Genomic DNA, 26,209 nt, shown 5'->3' on the forward strand with positions numbered 1-26,209 from the left:
TACCCCCACTGGAGTCCGAGTGATCCCCACGTCCTCCTCCCGCCGTGCCCGCGTGGCCGCGGCCTTCGTGGTCGTCGCCGCCCTCGCCGGCGCCACCGTCCCGGCCGCCACCGCCTCCGCCGCCCCCGGCATGCGCGAGGCCGCGATATCCCAGGCCCGCGCCAACGTCGCCCACAACGCGGGGGTGTTCGGCTTCGGCGCCGGCCAGGACCTCGTGCTCAAGGACGTCGTGGTCGACGCCGACGGTGCCACCCACGTCCGCTTCGACCGGACCTTCCAGGGCCTGCCGGTGGTCGGCGGCGACCTGGTCGTCCACCAGGACGCCAAGGGCCGGCTCAAGGACTCCTCCCGCGCGGCCGCCCACGACGCCGCCGTGAAGTCGACCGTCCCCAAGGTGACCGCGCAGTCCGGCGCGGCCGGCGCGCTGGCCGCCGCCCCGGGCGTCAAGGACGCCGTCAGCAGCCCCGAGCTGGTCGTCTGGGCCGCCGACGGCACCCCCCGGCTGGCCTGGCGCACCACCGTCGAGGGCACCGGCGAGCACGGCCAGCCGGCGGGCAAGGTGGTCGTCACCGACGCCACCACGGGCGAGCAGATCGAGTCCTACGACGCCGAGCACCAGGCGGCCGGCACCGGGAACTCCGAGTACACCGGCACGGTCACCATCGACACCACCGCCGCGAACGGCGGCTACACCCTGACCGACCCGGTCCGCGGCCACGTCACCAAGGACGCCAACAACGTCGCCGCGAGCTCGCTCAAGGCCTCCTCCGGCACCGCGATCACCAGCACCACCAACGTCTGGGGCGACGGAAAGAAGTTCTCCTCCGACCGCACCACCGCCGCCGTCGACGCCCACGCCAACACCGCCTGGACGTACGACTACTACAAGAACGTCCACGGCCGCAGCGGCATCAAGAACGACGGCAAGGGCGCCACCGTCTTCGTCCACGTCGGCACCAACTGGGACAACGCCCAGTGGTCCGACACCTGCTTCTGCATGATGACCGGCGACGGCGACGGCACCACCGACCCGGAGCAGGTGGACCTCGACACCATGGGCCACGAGATGACCCACGGCGTCACCAGCGCCACCGCCAACCTGCGCTACAGCGGCGAGTCCGGCGGCCTCAACGAGTCCACCAGCGACATCTTCGGCACCATGGTCGAGTGGTACGCCAACAACAGCGTCGACAAGGGCGACTACCTGTTCAGCGACCAGTCCACCCCGCCGTGGCTGCGCCGCTTCGACAAGCCCTCGCTGGACGGCCGTTCGGCCGACTGCTGGAGCAGCGGCGTCGGCAAGCTCGACGTCCACTACTCCTCGGGCGTCGGCAACCACTGGTTCTACCTGGCCAGCGAGGGCAGCGGCACCAAGACCGTCAACGGCGTCACCTACACCAGCCCGACCTGCAACAACTCCACGCTGGCCGGCATCGGCAACGCCAAGGTCGCCAAGATCTGGTACCGCGCGCTGACCGTCTACATGACCTCCACCACCACCTACAAGGGCGCCCGCTCCGCCTCCCTGAACGCGGCCCGCGACCTGTACGGCGCCGGCAGCGCCGAGTACAACGCGGTCGCGGCGGCCTGGAGCGGCGTCAACGTCAACTGACGTACTTCTGTTAGTGGTTGAAGCCCACGTGGCAGTGGTCGTGGTGGGTGTCGTCGGTGAAGAACTGGTTGCCGACGCCGCCCGGGACCGCCACCGGACCACCCACGTTGTACGAACCGGCGGCGGCCGCGTCCCGCATGAAGGACTCGACCAGCTGCCGGGACGTACCCGGGTCCACCACCGCCAGGCCGTCGATCCGCCAGACGTCGAAGGCCCGGCCCAGCGGATGGTCGCTGGGCCGGGTCGTCCCGAAGACGTCCAGCGGGTGGCCGGTCCGCACCACGCTCACCGAGAGCGTGTACGGGCCGGCCAGCCGCAGCATCGCCTCCAGCACGCTGTCGTGGACCGTGCCGCCGCGCAGGTCGGCGGCGGCCTCCGGCGGCAGCTCGATCCGGGGCTCGGCCAGCACCCGGGCCACCGCGGGCGACGGCGCGGCGGCGGCCGGGCCCGCGACACCCGGACGCAGGTCGGTGACGGTCCAGCGCGGCTCGGCCCGGCCCAGCCGGACGTCCACCGTGGTGCCGCCCTCGGCCACCGAGCCGTCCGGGCCGCGGGTCCACTGGCGGCACACCACCAGCACGCTCGCCGAGTCGTCGAGGATGCCGCCGTACTGGGCGACCACCACCTCCAGGCTCGCCTCCGACGCCGCCGGGGCCAACGGACCGGCGGCGTCGGCCAGCGCGGGCGGCAGGCCGAGCGCCGCCACCCGGGCCCGGGCCGCCTCCACTCCCTGCCCGCCGGGCGGCCAGGCGCCGAGCGCGGCGACCAGCTCGACGGCGCGGCGCTTGACGTCGGGCTGGATCTCGCCGGGGCCGGGCTGCCAGAGGGGCGGGCGGGGCAGCGGGGTGGGCGTGGGTGTCTCGGTCAGCGTTCCGGCCGGTGTCGCGGGCGTCGTCGCGCTCGGACTCGGCCCGGCCGCCCGTGACGTGCTCCCGCCCGTACACCCCGCCGCACCCAGCGCCAGCGCCGCCGCCGCGCCCGCCCGCAGCACCCCGCGCCGGTCCGGACCCCGGCCGCCGTCTCCACCCGTCATGCCGTCAGTATGCGGCTACGGCAGCTCCGGGGGCCGCAGGCCGTAGCGGCCCTCCTCGGTCCGCACGATCCATTCGGGCTCGCCGAGCTTCGCCCGCAGCAGCGCCATCGGGTACCTCAGCTCGTGGGGGTGGAGCGTCGCCTCGTAGACCTTCCACAGGATCGTGTCCGGCGCGTGCACGCCCTCGCCCAGCTCGATCAGGCCGCGCAGCAGCTTGACGTCCGAGCGGCGGAGCCGGACCTCACGGCCGTCCACGGTGACGACCTGGGTGTCCAGGTCGATGACGAGGCGCCCGTCGAAGGCGGTCAGCGAGCCCTGCGGCTCCAGGACCACGCCGAGATGCCGGCGGATCCAGTCCGCCCCGGCCTGTTCGTCCACCGGCCGGGCGCCCGCCGCGTTCTCCTGCTCCACGCCCGGCAGCCTAACCGGCGGCGCCCCGCGCCGACCAGGCCGCGCTCCAACCGGCCAGCTCTGCCGAGCGGTTGGTGATGATCCCGTCCACTCCCGCCGCCGCGAGCACCTGCCAGCGGGCGGGCCGGTCGACCGTCCAGACGTTCACCGCCACCCCGGCGGCGTGCAGCTCCCCGACCACGCCGGGGCGGGCGGACAGCGCGTCGTCCGCGAGGTTGTAGGCGGCCAGGCCGAGGTCGCGGGCGACCGCCACCGGGTCGGCGTCCAGGGTGGAGCGGAGCAGGCCGAGCGGCAGCTCGGGGGCCAGCTCGCGGGTGTACCGCAGGGCGTCCACCTCGAAGCTCTGGACGAGGACCCGGTCGGCCATGCCGTGGTCGCGCACCTCCTGGACGATCCGGGCGACCTCGTCGCGGCTGTGCTGGCCCTTGATCTCCAGCAGCAGCCTGCCGCCGCGGGTGCGCAGGTCCTCCAGCTGGGCGGCCAGGGTCGGCAGCCGGGTGCCCGCGTACGCGGGGGCGAACCAGGAGCCAGCGTCCAGCGCGTCGATCTGGGCGGCGGTCAGCTCGCGGATCCGGCCGGTGCCGTCGGTGGTGCGGTCCACCGTGTCGTCGTGCAGCACGTACGGGACGCCGTCCCTGCTGGGCTGGACGTCGTCCTCGATCCACTCGGCGCCGGCCCGGCGGGCCACCTCGTCGGAGACCAGGGTGTTCTCGGGCGCGGCGGAGGAGGCGCCGCGGTGCGCGTACACGGTCGGCGGCGCACCGGCCGGGCGCAGCCGGGCGGCGGACGGTCGTGCCGGTGTCCCGGTGAGCGCGACGGCGCCGAGGGCGGCCCCGAGCAGCGCGGCGACGAGGACGGCCCGTCGGGTGTAGGGGTGCCGGCGGTGCCGGGGGTGCCGTTGGGGTGTCATGTCCCGCACGCTACGGTCGGCGGGACGCGCCCTCGCCGCCGACACCGGTGTGCCCGGCCGACATGACGACGGACGGCGGAACGCCCGGCCATCCCTCCCCCAACGCGGCCCCCGCCCCCATCCTCATGGACATGTTCGAATCACTGGCGGTCAGGCCGGTTCAGTAGCGATCATGACCGGCATGACTTCCGACAGCACCGCCACCACCGCAGCCACCACCCCCGCCACCACCGCAGCCGCCGCCGGCACCTGGAAGCTCGGCGACCGCACCGTCCACCGGATCGGCTTCGGCACGATGCGCCTGCCGCAGACCGGCCCGGCACTCGTCCCGCACGCCGTCCCGCGCGACCGTGAACAGGCGCTGCGGGTGCTGCGCCGCGCGGTCGAGCTGGGCGTCAACCACATCGACACGGCGGCCTTCTACTTCTCCCCGCTGCGCTCCGCCAACGAGCTGATCAACCGGGCGCTCGCGCCGTACGCCGACGACCTGGTGATCGCCACCAAGGTCGGCCCCGGCCGTGGCATCGACGGCGAGTGGGTCGAGCACGCCCGCACTCCCGCGCGCCTGCGCGCCCAGGTCGAGCAGAACCTGCGCCAGCTCGGCCGCGACCACCTCGACCTGGTGAACCTGCGCATCCTCGGCACCGACTCGGTCGCCGAACGCTTCGGCGCGCTGGCCGAGTTGCGCGAGGCCGGGCTGATCCGGCAGCTGGGCCTGTCCAACGTCCACCCGCACCAGCTCGCCGAGGCTCAGGCCATCGCGCCGGTGGTCTGCGTGCAGAACCCGTACGGCATCGGCGCCACGCCGGAGCAGGACGAGCTGCTGCGGATCTGCGGGGAGCAGGGCATCGCCTTCGTCCCCTTCTACGCGATCGCCGGGGCCGGGCGGCAGGACGGCGCCGGGGAGGCCGAGCCCGCCCAGGTCCGGGTGGTGGCCGAGGCACGCGGGGCGAGCACCGCCCAGGTCCGGCTGGCCTGGACGCTGCACCGCGGCCCGCACGTGCTGGCCATCCCGGGCACCGGCGACGTGGCGCACCTGGAGGAGAACATCGCCGCCGGGGCGCTGCGGCTGTCGGCGGAGGAGCTGGCGCTGCTGGACGAGGCCCACGCGGGCCGGGCCCACGCGGACGCGGCCCCCACGGGCTGAGCCGGAACCGGGCGCGGCCCCCGGTGTGTCACTCGGGACGACATGATCTTCGTCCCTCCCGAGGAGTCCCACGGCATGACCGACACCGCCACCCGCTACCTCTACCTGGCCCGCCACGGCGAGGCCGAGTCCCACGGCGACGACAGCGGACTCACCGCCGCCGGGCGCCGGCAGGCCGTGCTGCTGGGCCGGCGGCTGGCCGGCCGCCCGGTCTCGGTGCTGCACCACGGCCCGCTGCCCCGGGCGGCCGAGACCGCGCGGCTGGTCGCGGAGCAGCTGACCGGCGTGCGGCCGGAACCGTGCGAGGAGGCCGGGGACTTCGTTCCGTACGTGCCCGCGCGGGACGAACTGCCCGCCGACGGCGCGCGGTTCCTGCTGGACTTCCTCGGGGGCACCACGGCGGCGGAGCGGGAGGAGGGCGCGGCGCTGGCGTGGCGGGCCGTCGAACGGTTCACCGGGCCGGTGCCGGGCCGCGAGGAGCGGCACGAGCTGGTCGTCACCCACGCCTTCCTGGTCGGCTGGCTGGTCCGGCATGCCCTGGACGCCCCGGCCTGGCGGTGGCTCGGCGTCAACGCTGCCAACGCGGCGCTGACCGTCCTGCGCTACACGCCCGGACGGCCGCCCGCCGTCCTGCTGCTGAACGACCAGGGCCACCTGCCGGAGGAGCTGCACTGGACCGGCTACCCGCCCCAGTACCGTTTCTGACGATCAGTCAACCATCGCTCAAGGGAGGCTCGAAGGCCCGTCGACAGGAATATGCAGACCGGTCTACTATCGCCGCATGGGAGTCAAGGGTGAGGAGACCCGGGCCCGGCTGATCGCCGGCACCAGGGAACTGATCGAGGCGCAGGGCTACTTCGGGACGGGACTCAACCGGATCGTCGCCGCCACCGGCGCCCCGCGCGGCTCGCTCTACTTCCACTTCCCCGGCGGCAAGGACCAGTTGGTGGCCGCCGCGCTCACCCAGGCCGGCCAGGAGGTCGAGGCACTGCTCGCCTCCCTGGCCGGCGAGGGCGCCGGCACCGTCACCCTCGCCGGGCGGCTGATCGACGCCTTCGCCGAACGGCTGGAGCGCTCCCGGTACACCAGCGGCTGCCCGATCGCCACCGTCGCCCTGGAGGTGGCCGGCACCAACGAGGCGCTGCAGGCGCTCTGCGCCGAGCTGTACGCGGGCTGGCAGCGGATCCTGGCCGACCGGCTGGAGGGCGAGGGTTTCGGCCCGGCGGAGGCCCGGGTCGCCGCCGGGCAGACCCTCGCCCTGGTGGAGGGCGCCGTCCTGCTCGCCTCCGTCCGGCGCGACCCCGAACCGCTGGACCACGCCCGGCAGGCCGTCCGGCGGCTGCTCGGCGCCACGCAGGACCACGCAAGCGCCACCTGAACCCGAACACCGGACGGGCGACGGGCCGGCCGGGTCCGCCCCGGGACGACGGCCTGCGGAGCGGAGCCTCAGCGGCCGGCCGGATCCCGGTAGACGAGCTCCCCGTCCTGCCGGGCGGCGAGCTCCGTGATCAGGCCGTGGTCGGGCGACAGCGCGCACGCGGGATCGGTCCGCCCCGGGTCGCCGGTGAGGGCGAAGGCCTGGCAGCGGCAGCCGCCGAAGTCGACCTCCCGGAGGGCGCAGGAGGCGCAGGGCTCGGGCAGCCAGTCGGTGCCGCGGTAGGCCCGGAAGGCCGACGACTCGGACCAGATCCAGGCGAGGGCGTGGTCGCGGACGTTCGGCAGGTCCAGTGGGAGGTCGTAGGCGGCGGGGCAGGGCAGGACCCGGCCGTCGGGGGCGACGGTCAGGGAGACCGCGCCCCAGCCGCCCATGCAGGGCTTGGCGACGCCGTCGAAGTAGTCGGGGACGACCCAGACGAGTTCGACGCCGGTCCGCCGCCGTCGGCGCTCGACCGCCTCCCGGGCGCGGTCCAGCTGGTCCCGGGTGGGCATGAGGGCGGCCCGGTTGGCCAGTCCCCAGCCGTAGAACTGCGTGTTGGCGAGTTCGATGCGCACCGCGCCCCAGGCGATGCCGAGGTCCACGATCGCGTCGATGTCGTCGAGGTTCAGGCGGTGCAGGACGACGTTGAGGCCCAGCGGCAGTCCGGCCTCGCGGACCAGCGCGGCGGCCCGCTCCTTCGCCGCGAACGACCGGCGTCCGGCGATCAGCTCGGAGGAGGCGGCGTCGGCGCCCTGGACGGAGAGCTGGACGCTGGGCAGCCCGGCCGCGGTCAGCGCGGCCAGCCGCTCCCGGGTCAGGCCGAGTCCGCTGGTGACGAGCTGGGCGTAGATCCCGGCGCGGTCGGCCCCCGCGACGATCTCGGTCAGGTCGCGCCGCAACAGCGGTTCGCCGCCCGACAGGTGGACGTGCGCGACCCCGAGTTCACCGGCCTGCGTCAGCACGTCCAGCCATTGACTTGTCGTCAGTTCTGATCTGAGGGCGGTGAGTTCGATCGGGTTGGAGCAGTAGGGGCAGCGCAGGGGGCAGCCGTGGGTGAGTTCGGCCAGCATGGCCCAGGGCGGGTTCACCGCAGCCATCCCCGCTCCTTCAGGTCGTCGAGGAAGACCACGACGTCGTCGGCCCCCTCGACCGGGAACTCGGTGGTGATCTCCGGTACGGTCCGGGTGCCGTCGCACAGTCCGACGATCGCGGCCGCCTCGGCACTGAGGACGACGATGCGCTCCGGGACGACCAGCAGCGTGCTGTTCCGCACCGGGCAGTGGCGCAGCCGCGCGTAGCCGCTCAGGGCCGGTCGCCAGGTCACGCCGGGGCCCGTTCGACGGCGTCGAGGAGGGTCCACAGCAGCTCGCACTTGTAGGAGAGCGCCGCGATGGCGGCCTCCTGCTCGGCCCGGGTGCGGGCCCAGGACAGCACCAGGGACAGCGCCTCGTCGCTGTCCCGGCGGCCCTGGCCGACGCGGGTCCTGAAGTAGGCGAGGCCCACGGGCTCGATCCAGGTGTAGTGGCGCTCGAAGGCGGCGATCCGGGTGGCCATCAGGTCCGGCGCGAACAGTTCGGTCAACGAGGCGGCCACGGCCTCCAGGGGCGTTCCGTGGCGGCAGAGGTTGACGTAGCCGTCGACGGCGAGCCGCACTCCGGGCAGCACCCCGCGGCCCGAGAGCAGGTCGGCGCGGTCGAGCCCGGCCGCCTCGCCGAGCCGCAGCCAGCGCTCGATGCCGCCTTCGTCGCCGTCGCCGCCGTCGTGGTCGGTGATCCGGCGGATCCAGAGCCGGCGCAGGGCGGGGTCCTCCAGCTTGGCGAGGATCAGCGCGTCCTTGACCGGGATGTGCCGCTGGTAGTGGAACCGGTTGAGGATCCAGGTACGCAGCTCCTCCGGCAGCAGGAGCCCCTGGTGCATCCTCAGGTTGAAGGGGTGCCGGTGGTGGTAGCGGCGCTCGGGCACGGCCCTGAGCTCGCTCTCGAAGGTCGTCACCATGTGAGGACCGCTCCTTCCGCGGCCACCCCGAGGCCCCGGTCCGCCAGTTCCTCGTGGAGGGGGGAGTCCGGGTCGACGAGCGGGTTGGTGTTGTTCAGATGGGTGTAGAGGCACCGGGCGGACAGGGCGGCGAGCCGGTCGCGGGTGGCGAGCACGGGCAGGTGGCCCATCCCGGTGGCGGACTTCGTGGAGAACCCGGCGGTGCGCGGCTCCTCGTCGTCCCAGAAGGTGCCGTCGACCAGGACCAGGTCGGCGTCCTCGCCGAACCCGTCGGTCCAGACGCCGGTCGACGGCGCGTAGAGCAGTCCGCCCACCCGCAGGGCGCTCACCCAGTCCCCGTCGCAGGCGTCCCGGGCGTAGCGGGGGCGCTTGCCGGAGAGCGGTTCGAGCGCGACGCCGTCGAAGTCCCGCCAGCGCAGGCGGGTGTAGGGCGCGAGGACCTCGCCGAGGCCGAGCCCCTTGTGCACGGCGTCCCGGACCGCGTCGGTCGCCATGACCTCCAGTTCGTCGGCCTCGCGCAGCCGCGCCAGGCCGAGCGTGTGGTCGAGTTCGGCGTCCGTGAGGATCACGCCCGACAGCCGGGTGCGCCGGCCCTCGGGGTGCAGCCAGGGGCAGCGCTCGATCTGTTCGGCGATGTCCGGTGTGGCGTTCACGAGGTACACCCGGCCGGGCTCGGTCTCCACGGCGACGGACGCGTGCAGCCGTCGGCGCGACGGAACCGCGCGTGCCCCGGCACAGCCGGGGCACGCACAGTTCCACTGCGGGACACCGCCGCCGGCTGCCGTACCGAGTACGTGCAGTCGCACAGCGCTTCCTCCCTCTTCGAGTGGTGGTCCTACCGGTGCGGTGCGGTCCGGGGGCCGCTACCGCTTGGCGAGGTAGTACGCCGAGACCTCCAGTGACGCCTCCACCACCTGGTAGCCGGGCTTGCGCCAACGGGCGCCTTCCGTCGGGGTGTTCGGCCGTTCGGTGGTGCGCTCCCGGGGCTGCCGGGCACGCCTGGGCTGTTCCTCGTGACGGGTCATGACTGTCTCACCTCCGTGTCGGGGCTTCACTGCGTCGTGTTGTGGTCGTAGGGGACGGCGAGGATCGCGCCCGGATTCGCCAGGCGGGTGGTCGGGGTACCGCCGTCACCGCGGACCATGTGCTGGCCTTCGCTGTCGGTGGCGATGTACAGCGTCTTGCCGTCCGGGCTGAGGGCGACGTCGCGGTAGCGGTTGACGGTCCGGAAGAGCTCCTCGTACTTCTTGCCGTCCTTGGAGAGCCGGAAGACGGTGCCGTTCTTCAGCGAGGTGACGAGGATGTCGTCCCCGTACACCTTGAGGCTGCCGGGCGCCATGGTCGGCCAGCACATGTAGGCGGAGGCGGCATCGGGGCAGACCGGCGTGGTGCCGAAGTTGTGCCCGCTCTCGACGGTCGTCCCGTACGTGCTGAGCGGGGAGACCATGTCCTTGGTGAAGTCCGTCTCCTTCGTCGTCGGCACCTCGGCCGGCGGCGTGTTCGGGTCCGGGTTGTAGGTGAGCTTCTCGCAACCGCCCTTGGCCTGCGACCAGTTGGAGTAGACGTACGCCTTGTCGTCCTTCCACCCGGCGACGTTGGGCCAGCCGTAGTTGCCGCCCTTCGTGATGAGGTTGAACTCGTCGTCGGTGAGCGGGCCGTTCTCGGCCGTGTAGAGGTCCTTGCCGCCGAAGTCCATGCCGTCCGGGTTGCGCATGCCGTAGGCGTAGATGTGGCTGCGGGCGCCGTTCAGCTCGGGGTTGTCGTCGGGGACGGAGCCGTCCGGGTTGATGCGGAGCACCTTGCCCTGGTACAGCGACCAGTCCGACGCGGCGACCTGGGCGGCGGTCGGCAGGTCCTGCGCGTGGTTCGGCAGACAGTAGTCGGCCATGTAGTTGTGGCCCTGGTCGCCGATCGAGTAGTAGAGCTTGCCGTCCTGTCCGTACCGGATCCGGGCCGACTGGTGCTGGTTGTGCCCCGGCAGCCCCGTCAGAATGGGCTGTTCGTCGGAGAGCAGGCCGTCCTTCGCGGTGTAGCGGACGATCTTCGTGGCCGAGTCGTTGCCGTTCTTGTAGGTGTAGGCGAGGTAGAGGTAGTCGCTGCCCTTGCCCTTGCCGAAGTCCGGGTGCAACGCGAAGCCCAGGACGCCGTCCTGCCCGTCCTGACTGTGGAAGGCCTTTCCCGTGAGGTCGAGGGCGGTGCTCTTGGCGCCGCTCTGCGGGTCGACCCGGGTGATCTTGAGCCCGGACTTCTCGCTGACCCAGAGCCGGCCGTCGGGGGCGTAGGCGAGCTCGAACGGGTCTCCCAGCCCGTCCGTCACCACCTTCACCTGCGTCTGCGGCGCCTGGGCGGCCTGGGACTGGGGTGCCTGGGACTGCACGGGCTCGGCGGTGACGACGGCGGGCTTCTGCGCGGCGGTGCTGCCGCCGGACGCCGCTCCCCCGTTGTCGGAGCACGACGTGATCAGCGCGGCGGCGGGGATCAGGGCCAGTGCGACCGGGAGCTTTCTCATGATGCCTCCCACTCGTCGTGGCGACGAGTGTCTGGTTTCCGAATGACCGGATTCGGCGATTCCGTACGGGACCGGCCGCGCACGGTGCGGGCGCCCGGCGAGCGGGCCATCGCCAACGGTGGGGGGCGCCACCGGCGGCGTACGGCCGCCCGGCGTCCCGATCCTCACCGTAGGTCGGGCCCCCCGGATCCGCACCCCTCGTTGACCCGGTCGCGTGGCCCGGGGGGCGGGGTCCTGCTCGACAGCAGCGCGGCGAAAAGGCCGCGATGGCGCGGGCCAGGATCACCGCGTGGCGGCGCGGGCGCTTCGCATTCATCCGATCGCACCCCGGTCGTCGCAGCTGCGCCTGCCCCTCCCGTCCACGGCTTCCCCTGGCATCATGGACGGGAACTGACTCTCCGTCAGCTCCCCATCACAGGAGGCGGGATGGCGTTCCGGTTCCACTTCACCGGCGAGGACCTGGCGCGCACCAGGGTCGCGGGGGCGATGGCGGCGATGGTGGAGCTGAACGTGGCGGTGCGCGTCCTGCGGGACCGCAACCACGAGGTACGGTTCGGGGCCTGGCGGCGGACGGCGCGCGGGCGGCTGGGGCCGCAGGCCCGGATGGTCCTCGACCTGGTGCCGGTGCACGGGGTGTCGCCCGGCTTCCTGAGTCCGCCGGGGGCCCGGAGCGTCGCGGAGCTGCTGGAGGGCGTCGCCGCCACGCCGGCCGGGCGGATCCGCGCGGACCTCGCCGACGCGGCGGCCACCCGTCCGCTACCCGGCTGGGCCCGTACGCTCGACGAGGACCGTGACCTCATGCGCCGCCTGGTGGAGGCCCTCGGCCACGTCCACGACGTCCTGCTCGCCCCGTACCAGGCGTCCGCCGAGGACGCGTTGGCCGCGGACCGCGCGGTCCGCGGACGCGATCTGCTGCACGGGGGTGTGGAGCGGCTCTTCGAGCGGCTGCTGCCGGGCCGGATCCACTGGGAGGCCCCGGTGCTGCACGTCGAGCTGGCCTCCGGGCTGGACCGGGACATCCACCTCGACGGCCGGGGGCTGCTGCTGGTCCCGTCCGTCTTCGTCACGGGCGCACCCGTCGTGATCTACGACACCGAGCCGCAGCCGATGCTGGTCCATCCCGCGCACCAGCCCACCGGAGCAGGGGTGTTGGCGGCGCCGAACGGGTCGTCACCGGCTCTGGACGCACTGCTGGGCCGCACCCGCGCCGCCGTGCTGCGGACCGTCGCGCAGCGGGAGGGCTGTACGACCGGGGACCTCGCCGCCGCCGTCCGCATCTCCGCGGCGAGCGCCAGCGAGCACACGACGGTGCTGCGGGCGGCCGGGCTGGTCACCACCCTGCGGGACCGCAACACGGCGATCCACACCGCCACCGCGGCCGGGCTGACGCTCCTCGCCGCCGCTACGGGCTGAGGCCCGGCCCCGTGCGGGCGGGGCCGAGGCTCACGCCCCCGTGCTGGACGGCGAGTTGCGCCGCTGCGGCGCCGCGTCCGGCCGGCCGGTCTCCTCGGCCTCCCGGACGACCACCGCGTCCCCGGCGGCGGCCGCGCTCGCGAAGAAGTCCCGCAGCTCGCGCAGGTCGTGGACGACGAGCGCCGCCCAGGTCTCGGACCAGGGCGTCGGGTACCCGAGGTGCGCGGCCGTGCGGGCGAGCACGCTGTTCTGCTGGCGGACGAGTTCGCCGAGCGCCGAGCCGCGCAGGAAGGCGGAGGCCGCCACGACCTGTTCGGGGCGCAGCACCGGCATGGCGCCGCACGGCAGTGCCCCGTCCGGTTCGTGCCGCCCGCCGCCGTAGACGGGCAGTCGGGCGGCCGGGTCGGGGTGCAGCCCGTTCTCGGTGAGCGCGAGTTCCATCAGGACGGCGGTGCGCCGCACGCCGAGGGCGAGCCCGGCGGCGGCCAGCCGGTCGTACCGGAGGTCGCGGTCGCGGGGCACGAGTTCGCCGAGTTCCTCCGGCGAGCAGGTGTCCACGGCCTGACCCGGCAGGCGGCGCCAGAAGTGATCCACACTCACCCGCCCAGCGTAACGAAGTCGCGGGGTGCCGATCCCGCGCCGAGCCGTTCAGACCTCGTCAAACCGGGGGTTCGGGCCCCGTCAGGCCGCGTTCGGGCCCAGTCGGACCGCGTTCACGCCTCGCCGGCGTGCCAGGCGGGCCATTCCCAGGGGCGGTCGGCCCAGTGGACCCGTTGCGGGTCGCGCGGGTCGAGGTCGGGGAAGAGCTGGTGGACGCGCGGCTCGAACTCCTCCGGTGCGAGCGGCTCCCAGCCGTGGCCCTCGAAGCGGACGAGGCGGTAGCGGCTGTCGGTGCGGAACTCGGCCACCTCGACCAGGGGGGTGGCCGTGCTGTTGGTCTCCATGCCCCCCAGCATGTGGCGCGGTGGCAATCAACGCCCGTCCAGACCCCTCTTCCGGGTCATGTCCCGGCGTCGGCGCGCTCGTTGAGCACAGCAAGGTTCTAGGGGGGCCGCTGGAAGGACGAGCACATGACTGGGCAGCCCACCGGAGGGCAGTGGCAGTGGCCGCAGAACGCTTGGCAGCCGCCGCCGGTTCCGACAGATCCGCTACCGCCGTGGTCCACCGCCACACCGCCGAGGCGCCTGTCGCGCAAGGCCTGGACGGCCGCGATGGTCGGCACGGGCGCCGTGCTGGCGTCCGTCCTGGCGATGTGCGGGCCGGGGTCGGGTGACGAGCTCAGCGTGGCGGCGCTGCCGGACGCCTCGCCGACCGCCTCGGACTCGACGGCGGCGCGGCTGCTGCCGGTCTCCCCGTCGCCGGTCACGCCGGCGCCGTCCCCGCTGCCGCCGCCCACCCCGGGCGCGGCGGTCCCGGTGGCCGGGCCGGGCACGGCGACGGCCGCGTCCGGTGCCGGGGGCAGCGCGACGCCCGACGCCCAGCACGCCTCGGCGAGTGCGCGCCCCAAGCCGGGGCACAGCCCGCACACCAGCACGCCGGCCCGTGGCCCGTCGGGCGCGCCCGCCCCGGCGAGTACCGGGGCGGGCGGCGGCCAGAACACCATCTGCGACCAGGCCGAGCGGGCGGGCCACTGGCCGCCCGGCTCGGACCAGGCCCGGGTCTGCCACAGCCTCTACGGCTGACCCGGCAGCACCGGCAGCACCGGCTGCACCTGCTGGTCCGGCTGCATCGGCTGCACTGGCCGGTCCGACGTCAGCCCGGGAGCCGCGGACGCCCCCGGGGCGCCCAGCAGCCCCCTGTCCAGCCGGGGCGCCAGCACCCGCGCCAGGGTGTCGGTGATGTGACCGGTGTCCCGGTACAGCACCACGCCCTCCAGCACGGCCGGGCAGGAGGGCCCGGTGCCGGGGCAGAGCAGCGGGCCGAGGTCGAGGGTCCGTACCCCGTACCGGGCGGCGAGCCCGCCGTCCAGTACGGGGTCGGGCTCAAAGGCGGTGTCGCGCGGGAAGAAGCAGGCGTCGGAGCGCCCGTCAGAGGCGGCCAGGCAGGTCGGGATGTCCTTGCCGGGCATCGGGGTGTCGCCGAGGTAGGCGAGCGGGGCGCCGAGCGCGGTGAGCCGGTCCAGGGTGCGGGTCCAGCCCTCGGTGCGCTCCTCCGGGCTGCCGTAGCGGTTGAGGCCCGCCATCAGGACCAGCCGCGGCTTGGGCCCGGAGGCCAGCCGGGTGAGGGTGTTCTCGCGCCAGCGGTCGCACTCCTCGAAGGTCCGGCCGAGCACGTTGTTGCGCACGGTGAGGGTGGCCAGCGGGCAGCCGGGCTTGACCAGCACCTCCAGGGCCCAGTGCCGCTGCTCGGCGAGGGCGAGGCCGGCGGAGATCCACTGCCCGGCGTGCGAGTCGCCGAGCAGCACGATCCGGTCGGGGCTGTCCTCGGCGCCGAAGAGGCAGCGCGGGCTGCTGTCGGCGTTGAGCGGGATCTCGCAGCCCTTGCCGGGCGGGAAGTCCTCCCGGGCCCGGGCCAGCGAGGGCGTCAGGGTGAGCACCCGGGTGCCGGGGGCGAGCAGGCCCGGGCCGTCGGCGGCTCCGGCGGGCGCCGCGACGGGCCCGGAGGAGGGGTCGCCGAGGGCGCGTACGGTGCCGCCGCCGAGGGTGAGCGCGGCGATCAGCGGGATGACCAGGGCGCTGGCGCCGACGGCGAGCCCGCGCCGGGGTGCCGGGCTGCTGCCGTACCGCAGCGGCTGTTCGACCAGCCGCAGGGTGAGCCAGGCGGGCAGCGCGCTGGCGGCGGTGAGCGCGAGCAGGGTGGTCCAGGGCAGGGCACCGTACCGGGCCTGGGCGATGGTCAGCACCGGCCAGTGCCACAGGTACCAGGCGTACGAGAGCCGTCCGGCGGCGCGCAGCGGGCGGGTGGCGAGCAGCCGTCCGGCGTCGGCGGCGCCGGGGCCGTCGTGCCCGGCGGCGTGTCCGGCGAGCAGGACGGCGGCGGTGCCGAGGACGGGCAGCAGCGCGGCGGTGCCGGGGAAGGGGGTGTCGCGGTCGTACAGGACCACCGGTGCGAGCACGGCCGCGAGGCCGAGCCAGCCGACCACCCGCAGCGACCACACCACCGGGCGCCGCTCGGCGCGGGAGAGCAGGGCCGGGCCGGCCAGCGCCGCGCAGGCGCCGGCCGCGAACTCCCAGAGCCGGCTGCCGGTGGAGAAGTAGGCGAGCGGCGCGGAGGTGGCCGTCCAGCGCAGGCAGAGCGCCAGGGAGACGCCGCCGACGGCCACCGTGGCGAGGGTGATCGCGAGGGTGCGGCGGCGCCCGCGCAGGTAGCGGGCGAGGCCGAGCAGCAGCACGCCCCAGAGCAGGTAGAACTGGTTCTCCACGCCCAGCGACCAGAAGTGCTGCAGCGGGCTGGGGTCGTGTTCGGCGGCCAGGTAGTCGGTCTGCTGGCCGACGAAGCGCCAGTTGGCGAACTGCCCGGCGGAGGCGATCAGGTCGCGGGCGAGGTCGGTGCCGCGCAGCGGGTCGAGCAGGGCGCCGCCGGCGACGGCGGTGGCGACCAGCACGGTGGCGGCGGCGGGCAGGATCCGCCGGGCGCGGCGGGCGGCGAAGTCCCACAGGCCGAGCGGGCGGCCGACGAGCAGGCCGGTGATCAGGAAGCCGGAGATGACGAAGAAGACGTCGACGCCGACGAAGCCGCCGGTCAGGCCGGGTACGGCGGAGTGGAAGGCGAGGACGGAGAGCACGGCGACGCCGCGCAGCCCCTCGATGTCGGGGCGGAAGGCGGTGCGCCGGCGGGCCTGCCCGCTCTCGGCGACGGTGGCGCGCTGCGGGGCGGCGAGTTCCCGGTCGACCCGGACGACGCCGGGCAGCAGGTCGACGCCTGGGCCGGACGCGGCGGAGGTCGGAACGGAGGGCTGGACATCAGCGGAAGAGGAGGACGACGACGGTGGTGGTACGGCCGTTGACACGGCGGTGCTCCTTGCAGGGCTGGCAGCGGTTTGTCGGGCCCGCCCGGCCGATGGGGCGGCCGGGCGGTGTCCGCGCCGGTGGGGCGACGCGCAAGGAAACGCAACAGGCAGGTGTTGCAGTGGAAGTGACGGTCCGTCAGAAGATCAGCGGGTCGGCCCAGCCGGAGGCCAGCAGCCCGCACAGCAGCAGCGCGGCGGTGACGGCGACGGCCTCGGCCCGTCCGAACCCGAGGTCGGAGCGGCCCGGTGCGGGCGCGGCGACCTCACCGACGGCGGCGCCCTTGCCCCCGTTGGTCCCGTTCAGCAGCGGCCACAGCTCCCGGATCAGCGGGACCATGGTGTACGTGGTGAGCGCGAGCAGTCCGGCGAGCGCCCAGTACGGCCGCCAGCCATGGAGCAGCGCGGCCCGGACCAGCCCGGCGGCGCCCGCGAGGACGACGAGCCCGAGCCAGGCGACCCCGATCCGGGCGACGGTGCGGGCGAGCGTGCTGCCGCCGGAGACGGCGCCGGTGGGCACCCAGTCGGCGGAGCGGCGGCGCAGCGCGTGCGCGATGGCGACCACGTGGCAGAGCCCGCCGAGGAGTTGGACCCGGGTGACCTCGAAGCGCCAGCGGGTGCGGGACATCGCGGGCAGCAGCACCAGGGCGACCCAGATCGGCGGCAGGAACGGCAGCACCTGCCAGGGCTGGATCTCCTCGGGCCGGAAGAACAGCATGATCAGGGCGGGCAGCGGCACGGCGAAGACGTTCACCGCGCTGGTGACGTAGCCGAGGATGCCGTTCCAGAAGCAGAGCCGGGCGGACTTCGGCAGCGGGCCGCGGCGGAAGTCCGGGTCGCGGACGAGTGCCAGGGAGCCGAGGCACCAGCGGTACTGCTGGCTGATGAAGGCGGGCAGGCCGGTGGGCGACATGCCCTTGGCGACCAGCGCGGGGACGTAGCGGGTGGACCATCCGGCGCGGGCGAGGGCGAGGCCGGTGTAGAGGTCCTCGCTGTGGTCGATCTCGGCGAAGCCGCCGATCCGCTGCAGCGCGGCGCGGCGGTACAGGGCGTTGGTGCCGCAGCAGACGGTGCCGTCCTGCGCGTCCCGGGAGGGCTGGATCCAGCGGTAGAAGATCTCCTGGGTGGCTCCCGCGGCGCGTTCGAGCCAGGACATGTCGGCGTCCGTGTCGAAGCACTGCGGGCTCTGCACGATGCCGACCCCGGGGTTGTCGAGGTAGGGCACCAGGTGGCGCAGGAAGTCGGGGCGGGGGCAGAAGTCGGCGTCCAGGACGGCGACGATCTCGCCGGTGCCCTCGGCCAGGCCGTGGTTGAGGTTGCCGGCCTTCTTGAACCGGCCCCGGTCGGGGCGGGCGTGGTAGCGGAAGCCGTAGGACTCGGCGAGTTCGCGCACCTCGGGGCGGCCGGCGTCGTCGAGGACCAGGACGGTCAGCTCACCGGGCCACTGGACGGCCGCGGTGTACCGGTAGGCGTTGTCCAGGACGGCCAGCGGTTCGCCGGCGGTCGGCAGCAGCAGGTCCACGCTCGGGGCGCGGGCGGGGCTCCAGGCGCGCAGCAGCAGGTCGTGCGAGTCGCGGGTGAAGCGCCGGGCGCGCTGGCCGTCGGTGAGCGAGAGCAGCCAGGTGGCCGCGTTGAGCACGGTGAGCACCAGGAAGGGCCAGAGCAGCGGCTTGCTGAGGGCGAACAGGCCGAGCGTGGCGGTGGCTCCCGCGTAGGAGAGGGTGGCGCAGAGCAGCACCCAGCGGCGCTGCGGGCCGAAGTACCAGTAGAGCTCCTCGTCGTCGGGCGGGCTGGGCAGCCGGTGGTCGTCGGGGTCCGCGGGTGTCCGGCGCGGACCGGTGTCGGGTGCGGGCATGGCGGTGCCATGGAGAACGGGCATGCGGAAATGGCCCCCCTGGGCAGCGGACGGAACGTGGCCGTTCGCGCTCAGCCTCTCACATTGGCCTAGACCAATAATGAACGAGGTATGACATCTCCGCATCGCCCCAGCTCAGCGAGTTGACGGCGGATCACCTGCGGAAACCCGGTCCAGCGGAACTGAACCGAACCCCGAGGGCGGGCCGTTTCCGAGGCCGTCAACCACCGGTACGACTACTGGTACGACCGCCCGGACGACCCGGCCCCGGCCTCCGCACAGCCGTCAACTTCCGTACACGGACGTCAATTCCCGGCGGACTCCGCCTTCAACTCCTTGACGAGGTGCGCGAACCGGAGGTCCGGCCGCCGCGGGATGCCGAAGCGCTCGTCGCCGTACGGGAACGGGCTGAACTCGCCGGTGCGCCGGAAGCCGCGCCGCTCGTACCAGGCGATCAGCTCGGCGCGCTGCTCGATCACCGTCATCTCCATCGCGCCGACGCCCCACTCCTCGCCCGCCACCCGCTCCGCCTCGGCCAGCACGGCCCGGCCGATGCCGCCGCCCTGGAGCCCGGGACGCACCGAGAACATGCCGAAGTAGGCCAGCCCGCCGCGCCGCTCCAGCTGGCAGCAGGCGACCAGCTCGCCGTCCCGCTCGGCGAGCAGAACCACACCGTCGGGGTGGCCCACGGCCTCGGCGACGGCCTCCGGGTTGGTGCGCCGGCCGCCCAGCAGGTCCGCCTCCGTGGTCCACCCGGCCCGGCTGGAGTCGCCCCGGTAGGCGGACTCGACCAGCGCGACCAGCGCCGGGACGTCGGCGGGCGTGGCGGGCCGGAACACGGGCTCCCCGGCGGGCCGGGCGGAGTCGGTGGCGGTCTCGATCATGGGTGGTCTCTCCTCACGTGCAGGGGGCCGCCCGTGGTGGCCGGCCCGCGGGCATCGTGCCACAGCGCCCCCGCCGCACCCGGCGCCGCCTCCGCTGCCCGCCCCTCCCCCGGCCCCGCCGGCTCCTCCGTCGACTCCGTCCCGGGGCCGGCCGCACCGGCAGAACCGGCAACGCCGGTTGCCGGTCATGGCGTTCCGACCGAGGTGACGTGCGTTCACCATGTGAAAAAAGATGCCTGGTGGCGGTGCCAGGTACATGGCTACTCTGCGGTACGGCCGGTCAGACCCCGGCCGAACCGGGTCATTTCGACCTTCCCCACGCTCGGACCAGAGGAGTGCTCATGCCCCGCTCTTCCCGCTCCGCCCGCACCACAGCCACCGCCGCGGCCGCCAGACCGGCCCGCCGCCGACTGCCCGCACTGGCCGCCCTCGCCGCCGCGACCGCCCTGGTCGCCGGCGCCGCCGCCCCCGCGTACGCGGCCGACCCCGCCCCGGTCGCCCCCGTCGCCGAGGGCCGTCCCGGCTTCCACCCCGAGCAGGACTTCGCCGGCTCCACCGTCGCCGCCCGCGAGGGGCGAAGCACCGCCGCCCCGTTCGCCTCCCTCGCCGCCACCCAGACCCCGGGGCTGGACGTCTCCGGCTACCAGGGCAACGTCAACTGGTCCTCGGTGGCGGCCAACGGCGCCAAGTTCGCCTACGTCAAGGCGACCGAGGGCACCGGCTACACCAACCCGTCCTTCGCCCAGCAGTACAACGGCTCGTACAACGCCGGCCTGGTCCGCGGCGCCTACCACTTCGCGCTGCCGAACGCCTCCTCCGGCGCCACCCAGGCCAACTACTTCGTCAGCCACGGCGGCGGCTGGTCCGCCGACGGCAAGACCCTGCCGCCCGCGCTGGACATCGAGTACAACCCCTACGGCGCCACCTGCTACGGCCTCAGCCAGAGCGCCATGGTCAGCTGGATCCGCGACTTCAGCAACACCGTGCACTCCCGCACCGGCCGCTACCCCACCATCTACACCACCACCAACTGGTGGAGCCAGTGCACCGGCGACAACGGCGGCTTCGGCACCACCAATCCGCTCTGGATAGCCCGCTACGCCTCCTCCGTCGGCACCCTGCCGAACGGCTGGGGCTACCAGACCTTCTGGCAGTTCGCCGACTCCGGCACCTTCCCCGGTGACCAGAACTACTTCAACGGCGCGGCCGACCGCCTCCGCGCCCTCGCCCTGGGCTGACCCCGCGGAAAGGGCGTCGCCCCCGGCCTGGACCGGGGGCGACGTCCGGGACATACCGATGTCCGGGCTCAGCCGTCGATGCGGTGCTGGCTCCAGAAGGAGCCCAGGTCCACCGTGGTGGCGGCCTGGGCCGCGGCCTTGAACTCCGCGGTGGTGGAGACGCCGTACCAGTGCGCCTGCGCGTAGTTCCGCAGCAGCGTGGTCATCGCGCTGTCGCCGATCGTCCGGCGCAGGTCGTGCAGGGCGCACTTGCCGTAGCCGTAGACGACCGTCGAGTAGCGCGAGGAGTTGGCGTCCCAGTACGCCATCGAGTTGGTGATCCGCTCCGCCGAGGACGCCCAGGAGACGCTGTTCCAGCAGCCGTTGCCGGTCTTGCCGAGGGCGAGGTCGGTGGCGTAGTCGGTGAAGGCCTCGTCCAGCCAGGGGCCGTTGTACTCGTCGTCGCCGACGATGCCGTACCACCACTGGTGGCCGATCTCGTGGGTGAGCGCCGTGGTGCTGACCAGGTCGAGGACGAAGCCCGGGTACTCCATGCCACCGAACCAGAAGTTGTTGTCGAGCACCGCGTCCAACTCGCCGTACGGGTAGGCGCCGAAGCGCTGGGCGTGGGCGTCGACCGCCGAGGTCGCGGTGGAGAGCATCGACTGGGAGTCGGCCGCGCTGATCCCCGCCACCGAGTAGACGTTGACCTTCACCCCGGCGGCGGAGGTGCCGGAGATCCTCGTGAACGGCCCGGCGCCCCAGGCGAAGTCGCGCACCTTGCTCGCGGTCGCCTTGGTGACGGTCCGCCCGGCCGTGCCGGGGGTGTCCACCGAGGTGCCGGTCGCGGGCACCAGCAGACCGCTCGGGTGGTCCAGGGTGACGGCGAAGTCCGCGGCCACCGAGTAGAAGGACTCGCCGTTGTTGGTGTACGGGTCGAGGTGCCAGCCGGCCGCGTCCCGTATCGCCAGGACGGGCAGGGCGTTGCCGAGGAAGTTGTACGCGCCGTCGTGGCCGAAGCGGTCCGCGCCGCTCGGCACGGTGATGCCGAGGTCGAAGGCGACGGTGCCGCTCTGGCCCTGGGCGAGCGGGGCCGGCAGGGTGATCTTGAGCGCGGTGCAGTTCACCGTGAGCGGTGAGGGCGTGCCGCCGGTCACGTTGGTCACCGTGATCGGGGTGCTGGGGCAGCTGCCGTGGGCGTTGTCCCACAGCCGCAGGTACACCTCGTTCAGCGGGTCGGGCGAGGCGTTGGTGAACGTCACGCTCTCGTGCCCGGTCCAACTGCCGCCGGAGGAGTCGCTGGTGAGGCCGACGGTGTACGTCGGCGCGACCGGGGTGCGGGTCGGGTCGCCGGGCTGGGGCGACGTGCCGCCGCCGGAGACGTCCAGGGTGACGTCGTCCAGCACGAAGCTGGTCTGCAGGCTGGCGTCCTCGACGCCGGTGAAGGCGAGCGTCACGGACTGGCCGGCGAAGGCGGAGACGTCGAGCGTCTTGTGCACGTACCCGGCCTTCGCGTCCAGGTTGGAGTAGGTGGCCAGGGTGGTGGAGCCGAGCTTGACGGTCAGCTTGTCGTACGCGGTGCTGCCGGTCGTCTCGGCGGTGTCGACGTGCAGCCAGAACCCGAGCGTCGCGGTGCCGCACCCGGCGGGGAGGGTGACGGACTGCGAGAGCGTGTCGGTGTGGCTGGAGCCGTAGCCGTCGAGCCAGGCGTAGGAGCTGCCGGAGTGGGCGCTCTGGCCGGTGTCGGCGGTGATCGCGCCGCTCGGCGCCGACCAGGACGAACCACCGGACTCGAAACCGCCGTTGGCCACCACCTGGGCGGGTGTGCAGTCCGCGGCCGGTCGCCGCGAACAGGGCGGCGCCGGTCAGGGCAGGCAGGAGTCTTCTCATCGGAGCCTCTCGTGGGGAGCGGGCCGGGAGCAGCAGCGTGACAGCAAACCCGCACCTTTGAAAGGCTCATGACATGAGACGCATACGCCTCACCCCACCCGACGGAAGCCCTACCGCAGCACCGGGAGCACCGCCTCGGCGCTACGGCCGGTCGCCGCCTCGATGAAGGCCACCGGGTCGGCCACCTCCGCCAGCAGGGCGCGGGTGAAGTGCAGCGCCCCCTCGGCGGGCGGCGGGCCGCCGACGGCCGCGATCAGGTCGAGCAGGTGGACGGTCGCCTCCATCAGCGCCACCTCGCCGAGCGCGCCGACCGTCACGCTGCCGAGCAGCGGGTGCGCCACCGTGGTCCCCGGCGGCAGGTCCGCGAGGCCGGCCAGCGCCGCCGGGCCCTCGACGCCGAACCGGGCGATCAGCACGGCGGGTTCGGCCACCTCGGCGGTCCGCTTCGCCGCCTCGGCGACCTGCCCGGCGGCGGTGTGGGCGATGCCGCCCGGCCGGTTGTAGGCCCGCAGGATGCCGGCCCCGTCGGCCACCTCGGCCGACGTGTCCAGGACGGCCGCGCGCAGCCCGGTGAACATCTCCGGCACCGGCGCCACGTGCGCGAACAGCTCCCGTACGGTCCACTCGGGCAGCCGGGTGGGCCGGTCCCAGTCCTCGGCGGCCAGGGCCGCGCCCCGCTCCGCCCAGGAGGTCCAGGCCTCCGCCAACAGCACGCGCACGGGATCGTTCTGACTGTTCATCGGCTCTCCTCGGGACGGTGATCACGGGATCGCCCCCACGCTATCCCGGGCCCGCGGAAAGCCGTTTGCCACCCCCGCCCCGGGCCGTCACCATCGACCCATGACCGTCTCCGCCACCCGCCCGCTGCCCGTACCCGCCGCCACCCGCCCGGCCCCGGTCCAGCAGCAGCCCGGCCGCCCCCGGAGGCCCGACGCCCCCCGCGCGTGAGGGCCGCGCTGATCGCGGGGCTGCTCGCCGGGCTCGGCGTGGCCGTCCCGGTGGGGGCCGTCGGGGCCTACCTGGTGTCGCTCACCGCACGCACCTCGCTGCGCACCGGCGCCTGCGCCGCCCTCGGCGTGGCCACCGCGGACGGGCTGTACGCCCTGCTCGCGGCGGCCGGCGGCACCGGCCTCGCACCGCTGCTCGAACCGGTCGCCCGGCCACTGCGGATCACCTCCGCCCTGGTCCTGCTCGCCCTGGCCGCCCGGACGGCCGCCACCGCACTGCGCGGCCGCTCCGGCCCCGCCGCCGGAGCGCGGCCGTCGCCGCCCACCCCCACCCGGGCCTTCCTCGCCCTGCTGGGCATCACCCTGCTGAACCCGCTCACCGTGCTCTACTTCGCCGCCCTGGTGCTCGGCGGCGGCAGCCAGGACGGCGTCCCCGCCCGGGCGGCCTTCACCCTCGGCGCCTTCGCCGCCTCCGCCTGCTGGCAACTGCTGCTGGCCTCCGGCGGCGCCCTGCTCGGCCGGGCCCTCACCGGCCCGCGCGGCCGGCTGCTCACCGCCCTCGGCTCCGCCGCCCTGGTCGCCGCCCTCGCCGTCCGACTGCTGCTCGACTGAGGCCGGCGCCGGGCGTGGTGACCGGCGCCGCCGGGTCGGACGCGCTCAGCGACCGGGCGCCGGAAGGAGGTTGGCGAGCGGGTGCGGAGTGGCGTCACACACCGCGACCGGCCCCACCACCCCGGTCGCCGCCCCCACCACCCCTCGCCCGGTCATCTGACCAGCGGGATCGGCAGCACCGCCGCCGCGCGGCCGCGTGCCCGTTTACGTCCTATTCCTCCCTTGTATCCTGGTTCTGTATCCGCTGAGTGACATCCGCCGAAGACCCAGCCCGGCAGCGGGCCCCGCGCCCCCACCGAGCCGACCGCCCGACGACGCTGCCACCGACCCGGAGGAGTGCGGAGATGGCCGAGCAGGACGCCCCCGAGAGGCGGGGCCGACTGAGCCGCCCGCTGGTACTGGGCGCCGCCGTGGCCCTGGTCGACCGCGAGGGCCTGGCCGCGCTGACCATGCGCAGGCTGGCCGCCGATCTCGGCGTGGAGTCGATGGCCCTGTACCGCTACACCCCGGGCAAGGAGGCGCTGATCGACGGCCTGGTCGAGGCCTACTTCGACGAGATCAACGCCCGGCTGCGGGCCGGCGCCGCCCGCGGCCCCCACGAGGACGGCTGGCGCGCCGAACTGCGCCGGATCGCCCGGGCGTTCGCCGCCACCGCGCACGCCCACCCCGAGATCCTGCCGCTGGTCGCGACCCGCCCGCTGGCCGTCCCGGTGGCCCGCCGCCCGGCCTCGGTGCTGGAGCTCACCGAGCACATCCTGGCCGTGCTCGGCCGGGCCGGCTTCGACGACGCCGGCGCGCTGACCGTCTACCGCACCTTCGTCGCCTGGAACCTCGGCTGCCTGCTGGTGGACAAGCGCCAGGTGGTCGACAACCCGAACGAGCCGGACCCGGCCCTGCGGCTCGGCCTGCACCGGCTGCCCGCCGCCGACTACCCCAGGCTGCGCGCCCTGGTGCCCCGGTTCTCCGACTTCGACGACGAGGCCGAGATGCTGAGCGGCCTGGACAGCCTGCTCGACGGGATGCCCGAGCCGCCCCTTGACGGCTTCTACGGCGGCGACGCATCCTGAGGATACGAGGTACACGTCGGACATATCCGCTCGAATCCGGCACCGCTGAGCCGGCCGTGGGCCGAGCTCCCCCGGCGCCCGAGAAGAGGTCGCCATGTCCGCCGTTCCCACCCGACCGCCCCGACCCGACATCCTGCGACTCCGCGTCACCGCCAGGGACCCGGAGGTCCTGCGCGCCCTGCTGCGCGAGGCCCGCCCCGACACCGGTGGCCGCCCGCACGTCGAACCGGACGGCAGCGTCGGCATCGACGTCTACGCCCCGGAGGACCGGATCGCCGCCCTCGAACGCGAGGGCGTCACCGTCACCCGGATCGGCAACGCCAGCGAGGCCGGCCGCGCCGCCCAGGCCGAGGTCGGCACCGGCGACCGGTTCGCCGCCGCCGACGCCGTCCCGCACGGCCTCGCCGCCAAGCCCGCCGGCTGACCCGGGAGGTCGTCATGCCGTACCTGAACATCACCGAGGTCGAGTCCGCCGTGGCCAGTCTGGCCACCGCCTACCCCGGCACGTCCGAACTGCTCACCCTGCCCGAGCCCTCCATCGAGGGCCGCACCGCCCACGCCCTCAAGATCGGTGCACCGGCCCCGGTCCCCAAGAGCTGCGTGATGATGATCGGCGGTGTGCACGCCCGTGAATGGGGCAGCTGCGAGATCCTCGTCCACCTCGCCGCCGACCTGCTGGAGGCCCAGCGCGACGGCACCGGCCTCGGCTACGGCGGCACCGTCTTCACCGCCGACCAGGTCCGCAACCTGCTCCAGCGGCTGGACCTGGTGCTCTTCCCGCTGGTCAACCCGGACGGCCGGCTGTTCAGCCAGACCGCCGACCCGATGTGGCGCAAGAACCGCAACCCGGCCAACGCCGGGGGCAGCACGAACCCCGACTGCGTCGGCGTCGACCTCAACCGCAACTACGACTTCCTCTTCGACTTCGCCACCGCCTTCGCCCCGACCGCCACCCCGCAGGTGTCGGCCGACCCGTGCGACCAGCAGGTCTACGAGGGCCCGAGCGCCTTCTCCGAGCCCGAGACCCGCAACGTCCGCTGGCTACTGGACCAGTTCCCGCGGACCGGGTGGTTCGTCGACGTGCACAGCTACTCCCAGGACATGCTCTACAACTGGGGCGACGACGAGAACCAGTCGGTCACCCCCGCCATGAACTTCCGCAACAGCCAGTACGACGGCAAGCGCGGCCTGCCCGGCGACGTCGCGTACGCGGAGTACATCCCCAAGACCGACGCCGACACCGCCGTGCTGCCGAGTGCCTGATCGGAGCCGGCCAGAGCGGCTGTCTCAAGTGATCCGTGTCCTCCGCGGTGGTCATCGAGCGCGGTGAGGGTCCTGAGACTC

At 74.1% G+C, this 26,209-nt stretch carries 27 protein-coding genes; 11 read left to right on the top strand and 16 right to left on the bottom strand.

What is annotated here, in order from left to right; all coding sequences use genetic code 11:
* Nucleotides 1-19 precede the first annotated feature (19 nt).
* The gene (locus tag ACWDCZ_RS26110) at nt 20-1,612 is read left to right on the top strand and encodes a M4 family metallopeptidase (protein WP_053112463.1); all 1,593 of its coding nucleotides are present in this window, start codon (nt 20-22) and stop codon (nt 1,610-1,612) included.
* 10 nt (nt 1,613-1,622) lie between these two features.
* Here the strand turns inward: ACWDCZ_RS26110 and ACWDCZ_RS26115 are convergent, their stop codons facing one another.
* Genes ACWDCZ_RS26115 through ACWDCZ_RS26125 form a run of 3 tightly spaced genes read right to left on the bottom strand, consistent with a single transcriptional unit; the run spans nt 1,623 to nt 3,966 of the window.
* On the bottom strand, nt 1,623-2,645 hold the full coding sequence (locus ACWDCZ_RS26115; RefSeq protein WP_449817105.1) for a hypothetical protein: 1,023 nt from the start codon (nt 2,643-2,645) through the stop codon (nt 1,623-1,625).
* 15 nt (nt 2,646-2,660) lie between these two features.
* Nucleotides 2,661-3,056: a hypothetical protein gene (locus ACWDCZ_RS26120; protein ID WP_449817106.1), complete on the bottom strand. Its 396-nt coding sequence runs from the start codon at nt 3,054-3,056 to the stop codon at nt 2,661-2,663.
* 10 nt (nt 3,057-3,066) lie between these two features.
* Nucleotides 3,067-3,966, bottom strand: coding sequence for a glycerophosphodiester phosphodiesterase (locus tag ACWDCZ_RS26125; protein WP_449817107.1), 900 nt, complete (start codon nt 3,964-3,966; stop codon nt 3,067-3,069).
* 181 nt (nt 3,967-4,147) lie between these two features.
* On the opposite strand from ACWDCZ_RS26125, the gene ACWDCZ_RS26130 reads away from it, so the two are divergent.
* The 3 genes from ACWDCZ_RS26130 (at nt 4,148) to ACWDCZ_RS26140 (ending at nt 6,491) form a co-directional block, all read left to right on the top strand.
* The gene (locus ACWDCZ_RS26130; RefSeq protein WP_449817108.1) at nt 4,148-5,113 is read left to right on the top strand and encodes an oxidoreductase; all 966 of its coding nucleotides are present in this window, start codon (nt 4,148-4,150) and stop codon (nt 5,111-5,113) included.
* 75 nt (nt 5,114-5,188) lie between these two features.
* Entirely contained in the window at nt 5,189-5,818 is a 630-nt protein-coding gene (locus ACWDCZ_RS26135; RefSeq protein ID WP_449817109.1) for a histidine phosphatase family protein, read from the top strand.
* A gap of 76 nt (nt 5,819-5,894) precedes the next feature.
* Complete coding sequence (locus ACWDCZ_RS26140) at nt 5,895-6,491, top strand: TetR/AcrR family transcriptional regulator (RefSeq protein WP_449817110.1); 597 nt, start codon at nt 5,895-5,897, stop codon at nt 6,489-6,491.
* 68 nt (nt 6,492-6,559) lie between these two features.
* Here ACWDCZ_RS26140 and pqqE read toward each other — a convergent pair whose 3' ends face one another.
* From pqqE to ACWDCZ_RS26170, 6 genes are read right to left on the bottom strand one after another with little or no spacing between them, the layout of a single operon-like run.
* Nucleotides 6,560-7,627: a pyrroloquinoline quinone biosynthesis protein PqqE gene (gene pqqE, locus ACWDCZ_RS26145; protein WP_449817111.1), complete on the bottom strand. Its 1,068-nt coding sequence runs from the start codon at nt 7,625-7,627 to the stop codon at nt 6,560-6,562.
* Entirely contained in the window at nt 7,615-7,854 is a 240-nt protein-coding gene (pqqD, locus tag ACWDCZ_RS26150; protein ID WP_074003662.1) for a pyrroloquinoline quinone biosynthesis peptide chaperone PqqD, read from the bottom strand. The genes pqqE and pqqD overlap by 13 nt, the downstream gene beginning before the upstream one ends.
* Complete coding sequence (gene pqqC / locus ACWDCZ_RS26155; protein WP_049654684.1) at nt 7,851-8,525, bottom strand: pyrroloquinoline-quinone synthase PqqC; 675 nt, start codon at nt 8,523-8,525, stop codon at nt 7,851-7,853. Before pqqC ends, pqqD begins: the two co-directional genes overlap by 4 nt.
* Entirely contained in the window at nt 8,519-9,331 is an 813-nt protein-coding gene (gene pqqB, locus ACWDCZ_RS26160; protein WP_117486598.1) for a pyrroloquinoline quinone biosynthesis protein PqqB, read from the bottom strand. The genes pqqC and pqqB overlap by 7 nt, the downstream gene beginning before the upstream one ends.
* A 57-nt stretch (nt 9,332-9,388) precedes the next feature.
* Nucleotides 9,389-9,550: a hypothetical protein gene (locus ACWDCZ_RS26165; protein WP_449817112.1), complete on the bottom strand. Its 162-nt coding sequence runs from the start codon at nt 9,548-9,550 to the stop codon at nt 9,389-9,391.
* A 26-nt stretch (nt 9,551-9,576) separates the two neighbouring features.
* On the bottom strand, nt 9,577-11,034 hold the full coding sequence (locus tag ACWDCZ_RS26170; RefSeq protein WP_449817113.1) for a glucose/sorbosone family PQQ-dependent dehydrogenase: 1,458 nt from the start codon (nt 11,032-11,034) through the stop codon (nt 9,577-9,579).
* 426 nt (nt 11,035-11,460) lie between these two features.
* On the opposite strand from ACWDCZ_RS26170, the gene ACWDCZ_RS26175 reads away from it, so the two are divergent.
* On the top strand, nt 11,461-12,447 hold the full coding sequence (locus ACWDCZ_RS26175) for an ArsR/SmtB family transcription factor (protein WP_449817114.1): 987 nt from the start codon (nt 11,461-11,463) through the stop codon (nt 12,445-12,447).
* Nucleotides 12,448-12,477: 30 nt separating this feature from the next.
* Here ACWDCZ_RS26175 and ACWDCZ_RS26180 read toward each other — a convergent pair whose 3' ends face one another.
* Together ACWDCZ_RS26180 and ACWDCZ_RS26185 are read right to left on the bottom strand one after the other, a co-directional pair.
* Nucleotides 12,478-13,047, bottom strand: coding sequence for a hypothetical protein (locus ACWDCZ_RS26180; RefSeq protein ID WP_449817115.1), 570 nt, complete (start codon nt 13,045-13,047; stop codon nt 12,478-12,480).
* Nucleotides 13,048-13,160: 113 nt separating this feature from the next.
* Nucleotides 13,161-13,391, bottom strand: a complete 231-nt coding sequence (locus ACWDCZ_RS26185) for a hypothetical protein (RefSeq protein ID WP_049654693.1) — start codon at nt 13,389-13,391, stop codon at nt 13,161-13,163.
* A 126-nt stretch (nt 13,392-13,517) separates the two neighbouring features.
* On the opposite strand from ACWDCZ_RS26185, the gene ACWDCZ_RS26190 reads away from it, so the two are divergent.
* A complete protein-coding gene (locus ACWDCZ_RS26190; RefSeq protein ID WP_143204595.1) occupies nt 13,518-14,129 on the top strand; it encodes a hypothetical protein in 612 nt (203 codons plus the stop codon).
* On the opposite strand, the gene ACWDCZ_RS26195 is transcribed toward ACWDCZ_RS26190, so the two are convergent.
* The 3 genes from ACWDCZ_RS26195 to ACWDCZ_RS26205 all read right to left on the bottom strand — a co-directional run bounded on the left by ACWDCZ_RS26195 (nt 14,120) and on the right by ACWDCZ_RS26205 (nt 19,132).
* Nucleotides 14,120-16,396, bottom strand: a complete 2,277-nt coding sequence (locus ACWDCZ_RS26195; RefSeq protein ID WP_449817116.1) for an acyltransferase family protein — start codon at nt 16,394-16,396, stop codon at nt 14,120-14,122. The genes ACWDCZ_RS26190 and ACWDCZ_RS26195 overlap by 10 nt on opposite strands.
* Nucleotides 16,397-16,532: 136 nt before the next feature.
* Nucleotides 16,533-18,272, bottom strand: coding sequence for a glycosyltransferase family 2 protein (locus ACWDCZ_RS26200; RefSeq protein ID WP_449817117.1), 1,740 nt, complete (start codon nt 18,270-18,272; stop codon nt 16,533-16,535).
* A gap of 281 nt (nt 18,273-18,553) precedes the next feature.
* Nucleotides 18,554-19,132, bottom strand: coding sequence for a GNAT family N-acetyltransferase (locus ACWDCZ_RS26205; protein ID WP_049657166.1), 579 nt, complete (start codon nt 19,130-19,132; stop codon nt 18,554-18,556).
* Nucleotides 19,133-19,473: 341 nt separating this feature from the next.
* Between ACWDCZ_RS26205 and ACWDCZ_RS26210 the strand changes: the two genes are divergently transcribed.
* A complete protein-coding gene (locus ACWDCZ_RS26210) occupies nt 19,474-20,370 on the top strand; it encodes a lysozyme (protein WP_449817118.1) in 897 nt (298 codons plus the stop codon).
* Between the two features lie 68 nt (nt 20,371-20,438).
* Here ACWDCZ_RS26210 and ACWDCZ_RS26215 read toward each other — a convergent pair whose 3' ends face one another.
* On the bottom strand, nt 20,439-22,163 hold the full coding sequence (locus ACWDCZ_RS26215; protein WP_449817119.1) for a M1 family aminopeptidase: 1,725 nt from the start codon (nt 22,161-22,163) through the stop codon (nt 20,439-20,441).
* Nucleotides 22,164-22,349: 186 nt separating this feature from the next.
* Entirely contained in the window at nt 22,350-22,979 is a 630-nt protein-coding gene (locus ACWDCZ_RS26220; RefSeq protein WP_449817120.1) for a maleylpyruvate isomerase N-terminal domain-containing protein, read from the bottom strand.
* A gap of 204 nt (nt 22,980-23,183) precedes the next feature.
* Between ACWDCZ_RS26220 and ACWDCZ_RS26225 the strand changes: the two genes are divergently transcribed.
* The 4 genes from ACWDCZ_RS26225 to ACWDCZ_RS26240 all read left to right on the top strand — a co-directional run bounded on the left by ACWDCZ_RS26225 (nt 23,184) and on the right by ACWDCZ_RS26240 (nt 26,128).
* Entirely contained in the window at nt 23,184-23,798 is a 615-nt protein-coding gene (locus ACWDCZ_RS26225; RefSeq protein WP_449817121.1) for a LysE family transporter, read from the top strand.
* A 344-nt stretch (nt 23,799-24,142) separates the two neighbouring features.
* Nucleotides 24,143-24,865 carry a TetR/AcrR family transcriptional regulator gene (locus tag ACWDCZ_RS26230; protein ID WP_117486606.1) on the top strand — a complete coding sequence of 241 codons (723 nt, stop codon included), beginning with the start codon at nt 24,143-24,145 and terminating at the stop codon, nt 24,863-24,865.
* Nucleotides 24,866-24,959: 94 nt separating this feature from the next.
* On the top strand, nt 24,960-25,289 hold the full coding sequence (locus tag ACWDCZ_RS26235) for a hypothetical protein (RefSeq protein WP_049658719.1): 330 nt from the start codon (nt 24,960-24,962) through the stop codon (nt 25,287-25,289).
* 14 nt (nt 25,290-25,303) lie between these two features.
* Nucleotides 25,304-26,128, top strand: a complete 825-nt coding sequence (locus tag ACWDCZ_RS26240; protein WP_449817122.1) for a M14 family zinc carboxypeptidase — start codon at nt 25,304-25,306, stop codon at nt 26,126-26,128.
* Nucleotides 26,129-26,209: the final 81 nt, after the last annotated feature.

Source organism: Kitasatospora sp. NPDC001225 (assembly GCF_053597855.1).